Annotated in this window: 10 protein-coding genes, 1 tRNA gene and 2 pseudogenes; 9 read left to right on the top strand and 4 right to left on the bottom strand. The window is 70.0% G+C overall.

Annotation, left to right across the window (positions count from 1 at the left end):
- Positions 1 to 10 precede the first annotated feature (10 nt).
- The gene (locus ACFVX4_RS14595; RefSeq protein WP_389976197.1) at positions 11 to 1,042 is read left to right on the top strand and encodes a sugar phosphate isomerase/epimerase family protein; all 1,032 of its coding nucleotides are present in this window, start codon (positions 11 to 13) and stop codon (positions 1,040 to 1,042) included.
- Positions 1,043 to 1,116: 74 nt separating this feature from the next.
- Here ACFVX4_RS14595 and ACFVX4_RS14590 read toward each other — a convergent pair.
- Together ACFVX4_RS14590 and ACFVX4_RS14585 are read right to left on the bottom strand one after the other, a co-directional pair.
- Positions 1,117 to 1,835: pseudogene (locus tag ACFVX4_RS14590) on the bottom strand (MFS transporter); the annotation flags it as partial.
- Between the two features lie 10 nt (positions 1,836 to 1,845).
- Positions 1,846 to 1,935 (bottom strand): annotated as a pseudogene (locus ACFVX4_RS14585) (hypothetical protein); the annotation flags it as partial.
- A 314-nt stretch (positions 1,936 to 2,249) separates the two neighbouring features.
- On the opposite strand from ACFVX4_RS14585, the gene ACFVX4_RS14580 reads away from it, so the two are divergent.
- The 8 genes from ACFVX4_RS14580 to ACFVX4_RS14545 all read left to right on the top strand — a co-directional run bounded on the left by ACFVX4_RS14580 (position 2,250) and on the right by ACFVX4_RS14545 (position 10,907).
- Positions 2,250 to 2,337 (top strand) — tRNA-Leu (locus ACFVX4_RS14580).
- A gap of 558 nt (positions 2,338 to 2,895) precedes the next feature.
- Positions 2,896 to 3,912 (top strand): LacI family DNA-binding transcriptional regulator, encoded by a 1,017-nt coding sequence (locus ACFVX4_RS14575; protein ID WP_389976194.1) that lies wholly within the window; start codon positions 2,896 to 2,898, stop codon positions 3,910 to 3,912.
- On the top strand, positions 3,909 to 5,495 hold the full coding sequence (locus ACFVX4_RS14570; RefSeq protein ID WP_389976191.1) for a sugar ABC transporter ATP-binding protein: 1,587 nt from the start codon (positions 3,909 to 3,911) through the stop codon (positions 5,493 to 5,495). Before ACFVX4_RS14575 ends, ACFVX4_RS14570 begins: the two co-directional genes overlap by 4 nt.
- On the top strand, positions 5,485 to 7,458 hold the full coding sequence (locus ACFVX4_RS14565; RefSeq protein WP_389976188.1) for a substrate-binding domain-containing protein: 1,974 nt from the start codon (positions 5,485 to 5,487) through the stop codon (positions 7,456 to 7,458). Before ACFVX4_RS14570 ends, ACFVX4_RS14565 begins: the two co-directional genes overlap by 11 nt.
- Positions 7,459 to 7,538: 80 nt before the next feature.
- Positions 7,539 to 8,501, top strand: a complete 963-nt coding sequence (locus ACFVX4_RS14560) for a ribokinase (protein WP_389976185.1) — start codon at positions 7,539 to 7,541, stop codon at positions 8,499 to 8,501.
- Positions 8,498 to 8,887 carry a D-ribose pyranase gene (rbsD, locus tag ACFVX4_RS14555; protein ID WP_389976182.1) on the top strand — a complete coding sequence of 130 codons (390 nt, stop codon included), beginning with the start codon at positions 8,498 to 8,500 and terminating at the stop codon, positions 8,885 to 8,887. The genes ACFVX4_RS14560 and rbsD overlap by 4 nt, the downstream gene beginning before the upstream one ends.
- 212 nt (positions 8,888 to 9,099) lie before the next feature.
- On the top strand, positions 9,100 to 10,047 hold the full coding sequence (locus ACFVX4_RS14550) for a RimK family alpha-L-glutamate ligase (RefSeq protein ID WP_389976180.1): 948 nt from the start codon (positions 9,100 to 9,102) through the stop codon (positions 10,045 to 10,047).
- Positions 10,044 to 10,907, top strand: a complete 864-nt coding sequence (locus tag ACFVX4_RS14545; RefSeq protein WP_389976177.1) for a RimK family alpha-L-glutamate ligase — start codon at positions 10,044 to 10,046, stop codon at positions 10,905 to 10,907. The genes ACFVX4_RS14550 and ACFVX4_RS14545 overlap by 4 nt, the downstream gene beginning before the upstream one ends.
- A gap of 167 nt (positions 10,908 to 11,074) precedes the next feature.
- Here ACFVX4_RS14545 and ACFVX4_RS14540 read toward each other — a convergent pair whose 3' ends face one another.
- Both ACFVX4_RS14540 and ACFVX4_RS14535 read right to left on the bottom strand, forming a co-directional pair.
- A complete protein-coding gene (locus ACFVX4_RS14540; protein WP_389976174.1) occupies positions 11,075 to 11,713 on the bottom strand; it encodes a class F sortase in 639 nt (212 codons plus the stop codon).
- Positions 11,714 to 11,855: 142 nt separating this feature from the next.
- Positions 11,856 to 12,290, bottom strand: coding sequence for a hypothetical protein (locus ACFVX4_RS14535; protein ID WP_389976172.1), 435 nt, complete (start codon positions 12,288 to 12,290; stop codon positions 11,856 to 11,858).
- Positions 12,291 to 12,386 lie beyond the last annotated feature (96 nt).

The raw sequence follows: 12,386 nt of genomic DNA, 5'->3' as shown, positions 1-12,386 counted from the left end.
GAGTTCCCCCATGAGCCGCCGCACCCCCGTCGACGCCGAACTCGCCCACAAGCTCAGTCGGCGCTCCATGCTCGGCGTGGCCGCCGGAGCCACCGCAGCCGCCCTCCTCGGTGCCGCGGCCCCCGCCGCAACCGCCCAGGGCAGGCCCCAGGGCGACCCGCTGCTGCCGCCCGGCCGTCTCGGAATCCAGCTCTACACCCTCCGCGACAAGGTTTCGACCCTCGGCTTCGACAAGGTCTTCGCCGAACTGGAGGCGTACGGCTACGACGAGGTCGAGTACGCCGGCTACACCCAGGGTTCGGCCGGTGCCATCACCCTCGCCCAGCTCAAGCAGCTCACCCGCGACCACGGGCTCAAGGGCATCGGCAGCCACGTCGGCTACTACGACGACAACAACCCGAACGCCTACACCTTCGCGCAGAACCTCACCAAGGTCCTCGACGACGCCCAGGCCCTCGGCCTCAAGCATGTCGGTACCGCCTCGGGACCGTTCCGCTACGGATCGACGGTCGACGCCTGGAAGCGCGCCGCCGCGGACTTCAACACCTATGGCGCCGCGGCCAGGGCACGCGGCATGAAGTTCTACCAGCACAACCACGCCGAGGAGTTCTCCTTCGCCACCGACCGGCCCGATGTCCGCCTCTACGACGTACTGCTCGCCGAGACCGACCCCGATCTGGTCTTCCTGGAGATGGACATCTACTGGGCCTACGTCGGCCAGTTCCGGTTCGGCAAGCGGGCCGACGGCACCCCCGACACCTTCGACCCGTTGCACTACGTACTGAAGCAGCCCGACCGCTACCCGCTCTTCCACGTCAAGGACGGCGAGCACGACATCGCGGCCCGCGACGGATACCGCATGGTGGACGTCGGGGACGGCGACATCGACTACAAGAAGTTCCTCAGTGCCGTCACCAGGACCCACGGCGGCCGCCGTGACCACCACTGGCAGGTGGAGCACGACCAGCCGATCGTGGACTCCTTCACCACGGCCCGCCGCTCGGCCGCCTACCTGCACACACTGCGCCGCAAGGGCTGCTAGCCCACCACACGCACGACGGCCCTCCCCGCAAAGGGCGGGGAGGACCGTCGTCGTCGGTATCCGCGGAGAAGGGCTCAGACGGATTCCCGGCCGACCGGCACCGGATCCGGGGCCGTGCCGCGCACCCGTGGATGTCCCGGCTGCTTCAGTATCAGCGCGATACCCGCCGCCGCCATGGAGATCCCACCGGCGAGCGCGTAGGCACCGTCGTGGCCCCAGGCGTCCACCATCGAGCCGAGACCGCCGCCGAACAGACCACTGACCAGCTTCCCGCTGTACACGAGGCCGTAGTTGCTGGCGTTGTAGTTCGCGCCGAAGCAGTCCGGGGTCAGTGCCGCGAACATCGGGTAGAAGGCGCCACCGCCGAAGCCGGAGAGGAAGGCGAAGAACAGGAACAGCCATTCATTGCGCGTGTGGCCTGCCCAGATCACACCGAACTGGGCCGGCCCCAGCACGACGATGACGAACACCAGGGTCGGCTTGCGGCCCCAGAGGTCCGACAGCCAGCCCACGACGGCACGGCCGACGCCGTTGATGACGGACATGATGCCCATGGACGACGCCGCGACGAGCGGGCCGAAACCCACCTCCTTGGCGAAGTCCACCTGGAATGAGATGCCGAATATGGACACACCCGCGGTCAGCACGATGGTGAGCCACATCAGCGGGAGCATGCCCGTCCTGATGGCCTCCTTCGGTGTGTACTGCTTCACCGCCGGTGGGTTCTTCATCAGACCGGCCGCGCTCTTCGTGTTGCCCGCGACCGGCTTCTCGGTGGTATAGGGGTAGGCCACGACACCCTGCTCGAAGAGATACGCACAGGCCTCCTCCACCTCGGTGTCACCGGCCAGCGACGCGCATCCGTTGGGTGGTGTCCAGAGGGCGTGCGGCATTTTCCCCCATCGGTGCGATCGGGAGTGGTGGTCGTCCCGGCCGCCGTGCTGTCGACCGGGGCGGAGGTCGGGTGGAGTGCCCGGCCCTGGAGGGCGGGCTTCCTGGATCAATGCCTGATGCCGCGACTGCCGCGCCGCTTGCACTATGTGTGCGAGCGTGGCTACGGACCGTGGTCGGGGTGGGTGAAGCGGTACCGGATCGTGCCGGGCGCATCCGCCGCACCGCACTGACCACGGGAAACGCGGGTGAGGGCCACCCCGAACCCCTGGTATTGTTTTCCATGTCGCCGCGGGAAACCGGGGCCGACCACCTGGTCCGGGTGGCGGAATGGCAGACGCGCTAGCTTGAGGTGCTAGTGCCCTTTATCGGGCGTGGGGGTTCAAGTCCCCCCTCGGACACCAGCTGAGACCCCAGTTCACCTGGGGTCTTCTGCGTTTCCGGGCAGCGGTGCGATCGTTCCGCGTGACCAACGGCCACGCGGAACGAGGCCGCCGAACCCGAGGCTATTGGCTCAGAGGCGGCCTTTGGCTAATTGCTGCAGTACTCCCGACCCGGACGCGGTGCGCCGCAACATCGCCGAGCCGGCCGCGGTCCTCAGCAGCTCCTGGGACACAGGCCTCGCGCCCGAGGCGCGCATCCCGCTGCCGGACGAGCCGGATCGGGCGGTCATCGGCGTTGCGGCAACTGCGCGGCGGGGGCTGACCCTGCCCCCAGGCGGGGCGGTCGCTGCCGCCGCCGGGGCTGTCGCCCGGATGTCGAACGTGACGCGGCGTCCCCACTCGTGTGCCCGGAGCACGCCGCACCTCCGTTCCGTCCCACTCGTTACGATCCGGTCTCGGACAGTGGGTGGGGTCTTGTTTCCGGCCATGTAATCGTTTCCAATCATCCGTGTAATCGATTCCACGGCTGTGATCCGCTGGTTTCGAGGCGTACGGAAACCACAAGGAGGTGGTCCGGACATGACGAGCATCAAGGACGTCGCGGCCCAGGCGGGAGTCTCTGTCGCCACGGTCTCCCGTGTTCTCAACAGCCATCCGTCCGTCAGCCCGGACGCGCGGACCCGAGTACTCGCCGCCGTCGACGCACTCGGCTACCGGCCCAACGCCGTCGCCCGCTCGCTGCGCACCGATCAGACGCGCACCCTCGGCCTGGTCATCAGCGATGTGCTGAACCCGTACTTCACCGAACTGGCCCGCTTCGTCGAGGAGGAGGCCCGAGCCCTCGGCTACAGCGTCATCATCGGCAACGCCGACGAGCGGCCGGAGCTGCAGGACCACCACGTCCGTACGCTCCTCGACCGAAGGATCGACGGGCTTCTCGTCTCTCCCGCGGACGGTGACTCCCCGCTGATGGCGGATGTGGCACGCGACGGCACCCCGATGGTCTTCGTGGACCGCTGGATGCCCGGTGTCGACGTCCCTGTCGTACGCGCCGACGGCCGCCGCGCGATCCGGGACCTGGTCGCCCATCTGCACGCGCTGGGCCGCCGCAGACTCGCCATCATCGCCGGCCCCGCGGCCACCACCACGGGCAACGAGCGCGTCGAGGCCTTCCGCGAAGCGCTGTGCGCCTACGAACTCACCCTGCCCGACGTCTACATCGGCCAGGGCGACTTCCAGGCGGACAGCGGCCGACGCGTCACCGAGCGCTTCCTGGCGCTCCCAGAACCGCCCGAGGTCGTGTTCGCCGCCGACAACCTGATGGCGCTCGGCGCGCTGGACGCCATCCGCGCAGCCGGACTGCGCGTCCCGCAGGACATCGGACTCGCCGCCTTCGACGACATCCCGTGGTTCGTCCACACCGACCCGCCGATCACGGCGATCGCGCAGCCGACCGGCGACCTCGGCCGTGCCGCCGTCCGCGCACTGGTCGACATCGTCGAAGGCCGGTCCCCGCAGTCCGTCACCCTTCCCGCCCGCCTCGTCGTACGCCGTTCCTGCGGCGAGCCCGCTTCGGACCAGAGGAGCAACTTGTGAGCAGTCCCGACGAGTTGCTGCGCATCGAAGGCGTACGCAAGACCTTCCCCGGTGTGGTCGCGCTGGACAGCGTGGACTTCGACCTGCGCAGCGGCGAAGTACATGTGCTGCTCGGCGAGAACGGAGCCGGCAAGAGCACGCTCATCAAAATGCTCTCCGGCGCCTACCGCCCGGACAGCGGCCGGATCTTCGCCCAGGGGCGCGAGGTCCGTATCCACGGCGCACAGGACGCCGAACGGCTCGGAATCGCCACGATCTACCAGGAGTTCAACCTGGTACCCGATCTCACCGTCGCCGAGAACATCTTCCTCGGCCGGCAGCCGCGCCGCTTCGGGATGATCGACCGGCGTCGCATGGAGGCGGACGCCGAGGTGCTCCTGCGCCGCGTCGGCCTGCATGTCTCACCGAAGGCCAAGATCCGCGAACTGGGCATCGCCCGGCTGCAGATGGTGGAGATCGCCAAGGCGCTCAGCCTGGACGCCCGCGTCCTGATCATGGACGAGCCGACCGCGGTCCTCACCTCGGAAGAGGTCGACAAGCTCTTCCGGATCGTGCGGCAGCTGCGTGCGGACGGGGTCGGGGTCGTCTTCATCACCCACCACCTGGAGGAGATCGCGGCACTCGGTGACCGGGTCACGGTGCTGCGCGACGGCCGGAGCATCGACCAGGTGCCCGCCTCGACCCCCGAGGCGGAACTCGTCCAACTGATGGTGGGACGCAGCATCGACCAGCAGTACCCCCGCGAACGCCCCGAAACCGGCAGCCCGTTGCTGTCCGTGCGCGGCCTGACCCGCAACGGCGTGTTCCACGACATCAGCTTCGAGGTGCGGGCCGGAGAGGTGGTCGGTCTCGCCGGCCTCGTCGGCGCCGGGCGCACCGAGGTCGCACGCGCCGTCTTCGGCGCCGACCCCTACGACGGCGGCACCGTCGACGTGCTCGGCGAGCGGCTGGCCAGGCACGACGTCACCGCGGCGATGGGCGCCGGAATCGGCCTCGTACCCGAGGACCGCAAGGGGCAGGGCCTGGTACTCGACGCCTCGGTGCAGGAGAACCTCGGCCTGGTCACCCTGCGCTCGGCCAGCCGCTCCGGACTCGTGGACCTCAAGGGGCAGCGCGTGGCCGCTGCCCGGATCGCCGAACAACTCGGCGTACGGATGGCGGGTCTCGGCCAGCACGTCCGCACGCTCTCCGGTGGCAACCAGCAGAAGGTCGTCATCGGCAAGTGGTTGCTCGCCGACACCAGGGTGCTGATCCTCGACGAACCGACCCGCGGTATCGACGTCGGCGCCAAGGTCGAGATCTACCAGCTCATCAACGAACTCACGGCATCGGGCCACGCGGTTCTGATGATCTCCAGCGACCTGCCCGAAGTTCTCGGCATGAGCGACCGGGTGCTGGTCATGTCCCAGGGCCGGATCGCGGGGGAGCTCCCCGCGCACGAAGCGACCCAGGACGCCGTGATGGCCCTCGCCGTCAGCGCACCCCCCACAACACCCCCCACAACACCCCCCACAACACCCCCCACGACAACTGCGGTAGCAGATCCGACTGCGAACGAAGAGGAGAGCCCTCGTGGCCACTGACACGCTCAAGAGCAATACGGGCGCCAGTGGCGCCGCAGGGCACACGGTCCGCCGGCTCCTGCTCGACAACGGCGCGCTCAGCGCCCTGGTCGTACTGCTGGTGGCGATGTCGCTGCTCTCCAGCGACTTCCTGACCACCCAGAACCTGCTGAACATCGGTGTGCAGGCCGCCGTCACCGCGATCCTCGCGTTCGGTGTCACCTTCGTGATCGTCTCGGCAGGCATCGACCTGTCCGTGGGCTCGGTCGCCGCGCTCTCGGCGACCGTCCTCGCCTGGACGGCGACCTCGGAGGGGGTGCCGGTCTGGCTGGCGTTCATCCTCGCCGCGGCCACCGGCATCGCGTGCGGCTTCGTCAACGGGGCGCTCGTCTCGTACGGCAAACTGCCGCCGTTCATCGCGACGCTGGCGATGCTGTCGATCGCGCGCGGTCTGTCCCTGGTCATCTCTCAGGGCAAGCCGATCGACTTCCCCGGCTCGGTCTCCGTGCTCGGCGACACGCTCGGTGGCTGGCTGCCCGTCCCGGTCCTCGTGATGATCGTGATGGGACTGATCGCGGCGCTGATCCTGGCCCGTACCTACATCGGCCGTTCGATGTACGCGATCGGCGGCAACGAGGAGGCGGCCCGGCTCTCCGGACTGCGCGTCAAGCGGCAGAAGCTGGCCATCTACGCCCTGTCCGGCCTCTTCGCCGCGGTCGCGGGCATCGTCCTCGCCTCCCGGCTGACCTCCGCGCAGCCGCAGGCCGCGCAGGGTTACGAACTCGACGCGATCGCCGCAGTGGTCATCGGCGGCGCCAGCCTCGCGGGCGGTGTCGGCAAGGCGTCCGGAACCCTGATCGGCGCACTCATCCTCGCCGTCCTGCGCAACGGGCTGAACCTCCTCTCCGTCTCCGCGTTCTGGCAGCAGGTCGTCATCGGTGTCGTCATCGCGCTCGCGGTGCTGCTGGACACACTCCGCCGCAAGGCCGGTTCCGGAGCCGCTGCACCGGGCGGTTCGTCCGCCGCGCCGGGCTCGCCGGGATCCGGGCGCAAGGGAGCGGGAGCGGTCAAGTTCGCTGTCGCCGCCCTGTGCGTGGCCGTCGTCGTGGGCGGGGTGTCCTACTTCAACTCCGGCTCCTCCGGCGGCAACACCAAGGTGGGCATGTCGCTCTCCACGCTCAACAACCCCTTCTTCGTACAGATGAAGGCGGGCGCGCAGGCGGAGGCGAAGGCGGCCGGGGTCGACCTCACCGTCACCGACGCGCAGAACGACGCCTCGCAGCAGGCCAACCAGCTCCAGAACTTCACGAGTTCGGGCATGAAGTCGATCATCGTCAATCCGGTGGACTCGGATGCGGCGGGCCCCGCCGTCCAGGGCGCCAACAAGGCGGACATCCCGGTGGTCGCCGCCGACCGAGGCGTCAACAAGGCACGGACCGCGACGCTGGTGGCATCCGACAACGTCGCGGGCGGCAGGCTCGCCGCCAAGGCACTGGCCGACAAGCTCGGGGGCAAGGGCAGTATCGCCATCCTGCAGGGGACGGCCGGCACCTCGGCCAGTCGCGAGCGCGGCGCTGGTTTCGCCGAAGGCCTCAAGGCGTATCCGGGCATCAAGGTCGTGGCCAAGCAGCCGGCGGACTTCGACCGCACGAAGGGCCTGGACGTCATGACCAACCTGCTCCAGTCCCACCCCGGTATCACCGGTGTCTTCGCCGAGAACGACGAGATGGCGCTCGGTGCGGTCAAGGCACTCGGCAGCAAGGCGGGAAAGTCGGTGTCCGTCGTCGGATTCGACGGAACTCCGGACGGCCTGAAGGCGGTTGCCGCAGGCACGCTGTACGCGTCCGTGGCACAGCAGCCGAAGGAGCTGGGCAGGATCGCCGTACAGAACGCGGTGAAGGCGGCAGAGGGCAAGAAGGTCGAGACCACGGTGAAGGTGCCGGTCAAGGTCGTCACCAAGAGCAACGTCGCCGACTTCTCCTGAGCGAGACCGAACGGGACCCGGTGCGCCTGAACGGGACCGGGCTCGACCCGAGCAACGCCTGACCACGGAAAGCAGGAACCATGCACGAGAGCGACCACGACCACGACCGGTACGACCTGCTGGTCGTGGGCTCCGCCAACGCCGACCTGGTCGTCGGTGTCGAACGCCGCCCCGCACCCGGCGAGACCGTGCTCGGCTCCGATCTCGCCGTCCACCCGGGCGGCAAGGGCGGAAACCAGGCAGTCGCCGCCGCCCGCCTCGGAGCCCGTACGGCCCTGCTGGCCCGGGTCGGTGACGACGCGCATGGCCGCCTGCTGCTGGATTCACAACGGGCGGCGGGCGTCGAAACCGCCGGCGTCCTCGTGGGCGGGGCCCCCACCGGCGTCGCGCTGATCACCGTGGACCCCTCGGGTGACAACAGCATCGTGGTGTCGCCGGGGGCCAATGCCCGCCTCACCCCGGAGGACATCCGGGCGGCCGGCCCCCTGTTCGGCGCGGCCCGGGTCGTCTCCGTACAGCTGGAGATCCCGTTGGAGACCGTCGCGGAGGTGGCCGGTGCGATGTCACCCGGTACCCGACTGGTGCTGAACCCGTCACCGCCCGCTCCCCTGCCCGACCATGTGCTGGCAGCCTGCGACCCGCTGGTGGTCAACGAGCACGAAGCGCGCTACATGCTGGGCGAGGCCGCGGGTACCACGCCCCAGGAGTGGGCGCGGGCACTGCTCGCGCTCGGCTCGCGTTCGGTCGTGATCACGCTGGGGGCGGCGGGGGCGCTCGTCGCGGACGGCCGCACGGGCGATGCCGTACCCGTACCGAGCATCGAGGTCGAAGCCGTGGACACGACCGGGGCCGGCGACGCGTTCACGGCCGCCCTGGCCTGGCGGCTCGGCCTGGGCGAGGAACTCGCCGAAGCCGCTGCGTTCGCCGTGCGGGTGGGCGCGGCCGCAGTCACCAGGCAGGGCGCGCAGGCTTCCTTCCCGACGGCAGAGGAACTCCCGACAGCAGGGGAACTCCCGACCGCAGAGGAAGTTCCGGCCCCGTGAAGAAGGCAGGAATTCTCAACCGCCACCTCGCCGGAGCGCTGGCCGAACTGGGCCACGGCGACGGAGTGCTGATCTGCGACGTGGGCATGCCCATCCCGGCCGGTCCCCGGGTTGTTGACCTGGCCTTCCGGGCCGGCGTCCCCTCGTTCGCCGAGGTGCTCGACGGGCTGCTGGACGAACTGGTGGTGGAGGACGCGACAGCGGCGCACGAGGTGCGGGAGGCCAACCCGGAGGCCGCACGCCTCCTGGAGGAGCGCCTCCCGGAACTCGCCCACGTACCCCACGAGGAGCTGAAGGCACTCGCGGCGGGTGCCCGGCTGGTGGTGCGGACGGGGGAGGCGCGGCCGTACGCGAATGTGCTGCTGCGGTGCGGGGTCTTCTTCTGACAAGGACGGCAGGCACCGGGCGCGCGAATCACGGACGCCGGGTCTGCGCGGCCGTCCCGAGCCTCGGGTGAGGCAACGCACCATCAGTAACCCCCGGCTGCGGTTGCTTTGGGGCTGACGTGACGTAGCGTTGCCCTTTTGGTGGTGTTCGAAAGAGCACCGCGAGGCACCGTTGTGCCCTCATCAGGCATGGGGCACCGAGGGGTATTGGGATGAAGCTCTGCTTCCTCGTCGAAGAGCTGTACCGGCATGACGGCATGCCGCTTGACGTGGTCCGGCGACTGTCGTCGTGGGGACACCAGGTGGACGTGGTGCGCCCCGGCGGCTCTCTCCTGCGGATCTCGGAGGAGGTGAGGGCGGGGACCCATGACGCCTGGGTGCTCAAGACCGTGTCCGGCGGCCCCGGGCTCACCTTGTTGGAGGCCGCGGCGACGGTTGGCCTGACCACGGTGAACGACGCGCGGTCGATCCGCGCGGTGCGTGACAAGGTCTTCACATCGGTCATCGCTCGACAGCACGGGCTACCGGTTCCGGTGACCTATTCGGCACCGAGGGCCACGCTGTTCGCGGATGTTCCCGACGAGCTCTTCCCTCTGGTGGTCAAGCCCGCCGACGGCAGCTCGGGGCGCGGGGTGCGGCTCGTGGCGGACCCCGGGCGGCTGGCGGAGGCGGAGCGGGCGGGGGAGGGCCAACTCATCGCACAGCCCTATGTGTCCAATCCGGGCTCCGATCTGAAGGTCTACTGTCTCGCGGGTGAGTTTCACGCGACCTTGCGCCGCTCCCCGCTCCACCCGGACGGGTCCGTCGACGAGGGAGCCGTCCCCCTGCCCGCCGAGGTGGCCGCAGTGGCGGCGAAGGTGGGAGCGGTCTTCGGGCTCGATCTGTACGGCATCGACGTGGTGCTCGGTCCCGACGGCCCCGTGATCGTCGACATCAACGACTTCCCGAGTTTCCGTCAGGTCCCCGACGCCGTATCCAGGTTGGCCGGAGCCGTCCTCGACCTGGCCAGGGCGGGCGGCGCCGATCGGAGGGGCGTGCTCGCCCCGGCCCCGCGCATTCCCGCGCAGCCGCAGATCCCCCATGGTCGGCTTCAACCGCACCCCGTCCCCGGCCCCGAGGCGGACGTGCTGGCAGCCGTGCCGGAGGCCGCGCAGATATGAGGGTGTGTCTGCTGACCGACAAGCCGGATCATCCACTGCTCGCCGCAGTCTCTTCCGCGCTGACCGAGGCGAAGCACCGGGTGACGTTCCTGAACCCGGACACCGGAACCGGGTCCCCGTCGCAACTGGTGACCCCGGACGATCTCGCCGACGTCTACCTCCTCAAGGCCCATACCCCCCGGGCCCTGGCGCTGGCCCGTTTCCTCGAAGCACGCGGCGCCCGGGTGCTGAACTCCGCCGCCTCGACGGAGCTGTGCCAGGACAGGAGCCGGATCGCCGCCGTGGCGGAGGGCGCCGGCCTGCCGATGCCCCGGACAAGGACCCTGGACGCGCTGTCCGAAGCCCTCCACGGAGCGGAGCCGGCGGAGAGCGGCTTCCCGCTCATGGTCAAGAGCCGCCACAGCCGACGCGCGGACCTGGTCGCCCGCGTGGACGGTCCGGCCGAGCTCCGGGACCTCGCGGCAAAGTGGCCCAACGAGCCCGTCGTCCTGCAGGAGTTCGTCGCGAACAGCGGCTGGGACCACAAGCTGTGGGTGATCGCGGGCGAGGTGTTCGCGGGGGTGCGCCCGGGACCGGTGGGCGTACCCCCGGACGGTACGCCGTCCGCGCCACTGGTCCGTGATCTTCCGCAGGCCTGGACCGAACTCGCCCTCCACACAGGGGAGGTCTTCGGCCTGGACGTCTACGGTGTCGACCTGCTGGACCGCGAGGGGGCGCCCGTCGCGGTCGACATCAACGCCTTCCCGGGCATCCGCGGACCGAAGGGCGCCCCTGCGGCACTGGCAGCCTTGGCACTGCGACGCTCCCGGCCGCGAGCCGATGCTCCGCCTTGTCGCAGCTCTTGTCGAACCGTGCGCTGACATCCGTAGCCAGCCTTCCGAACCCGGCGGATTCCCCCACGGAGAGCTGCACCTGATCTTTCGTAGAGCCGGCAGTCGGTGGGCTTGCGCGGGCCCGCTCCGGATGCCTCCGGGGTCGCCGCATGCGGTGGTGAGGTCTTCGCCGGTACAGGTCCTCGGCGCCGCCGTCAGCTCCGGTTCGCGTACACGATGAGGTTGTCCACCGGATGGCCCTGGGCGTCGAAGGCGCCGTCACAGGTGATCAGACGCAGGGTGCGTGTCTTGGTGGCGCCGTAGACCTTCTCGGTCGGGAAGGTCTTCTTGCTGACCGTCTCGGTGCCGGTGACCCTGAAGTGGAGTTCCGCGCCGCGGTCGTTTTTGACGGCGATGTCCGCTCCCTTGCCGATCTTCTTGAGATCGTGGAAGACGGCCTTCCCGAAGCGGGTGTTGTTGTGTCCGATGATGACCGCGGCGCCGGGCTCACCGGGAGTGGCGCCGCCGGTGTACCAGCCGGCGGTCATGCCCTTGTCTGCGGGCGGGACCTCGACGGTGCCGTCCCCGTTGAGGCCGAGGCGCATCAGCTCGCTGTCGATGCCGAGCGACGGGATGCTGACGCGGACGGGGGCCGCCGCCGAGGAACGGGAACCCCCGGCCTTCCCGGCTCCCTTCGAACCGGTCTGCTCCGGAGCGTCGAGAGCGGCGCTCGCGCTGCTGCCGGGCCCCGCGGCGGACGAGTCGTCCGTGGCATCGGAGGAGCAACCGGCGAGGAAGAGGCAGGCGAGCAGCGGCAGCGCGGCGCGTCGGAGCGAAGACGATGTGCGGAACATGGGGGCTCCAGGTCTGGGCGGAGATCGGCAGTGGCGCCGCCCGGGAACGGACGGCGCCACGAAGGACGGGCGACTGCGGTGAGCGTCGCGACTGCCTCGGCAGCCGGTCGGCTCCCGGGTATCGGCCGTGAGGTCCGGCTGGTCAGCCGTTGCGCTGGGCGGCCGAGCGGCGGCGCAGCACGACGGTTCCCGCTCCGGCGAGCATCAGTGCGGCAGTGGCCGATCCGGCGATCACGGTGGTGCTGTCGCCCGAGGTGCCGGCCGTCCGCTCACCCGCGGCGACGCCACCGCGCGGAGCGGGGGTGGCCGAAGCCTTGGCGTCGGCCTTCCTGCCCTCGACCACGGCCGGAGCGGGGCTGTCGCCGGCGGCCACACCCCCACGGGGTGTCACGGCCGGCTGCGAGCCCCGTACGGGAGTGCTGGTGGGCTTCTTGGCCGGGGCTGCCGCGGCGGACCGCTCGACGGACGGAGCCGAAGGCGAGGGCGCGGAGTCGGCGAAGGCCGCGGCGGACGGTACGAGCACCGCGCCCGCCGCGACGGCGGCGAGGACGGCGGTGCGCAGGAGACGGTTGGGCATGGGGATGACTCCATTCCAGGTCGGCCCCGGTGGTGCCCGGTGTCTGGTTCGCACCGGGCGCGGGGCATGCCGACAGGCTGGCGTGAAGTTATGAAG

This window comes from Streptomyces sp. NPDC058240 (genome assembly GCF_042882135.1).
Taxonomy (GTDB): Bacteria; Actinomycetota; Actinomycetes; order Streptomycetales; family Streptomycetaceae; genus Streptomyces.
Note: the sequence above shows the minus strand (reverse complement) of the source record. Positions and strands in the feature narration are given on the sequence as shown.

Bases quoted from the DNA above. Each gene is read 5' to 3' on its own strand.
- ACFVX4_RS14560 (WP_389976185.1), top strand. From the start codon at position 7,539: ATGCACGAGAGCGACCACGACCACGACCGGTACGACCTGCTGGTCGTG.
- ACFVX4_RS14545 (WP_389976177.1), top strand. From the start codon at position 10,044: ATGAGGGTGTGTCTGCTGACCGACAAGCCGGATCATCCACTGCTCGCC.
- ACFVX4_RS14535 (WP_389976172.1), bottom strand. From the start codon at position 12,290: ATGCCCAACCGTCTCCTGCGCACCGCCGTCCTCGCCGCCGTCGCGGCG.
- ACFVX4_RS14595 (WP_389976197.1), top strand. From the start codon at position 11: ATGAGCCGCCGCACCCCCGTCGACGCCGAACTCGCCCACAAGCTCAGT.
- ACFVX4_RS14575 (WP_389976194.1), top strand. From the start codon at position 2,896: ATGACGAGCATCAAGGACGTCGCGGCCCAGGCGGGAGTCTCTGTCGCC.
- ACFVX4_RS14540 (WP_389976174.1), bottom strand. From the start codon at position 11,713: ATGTTCCGCACATCGTCTTCGCTCCGACGCGCCGCGCTGCCGCTGCTC.
- ACFVX4_RS14550 (WP_389976180.1), top strand. From the start codon at position 9,100: ATGAAGCTCTGCTTCCTCGTCGAAGAGCTGTACCGGCATGACGGCATG.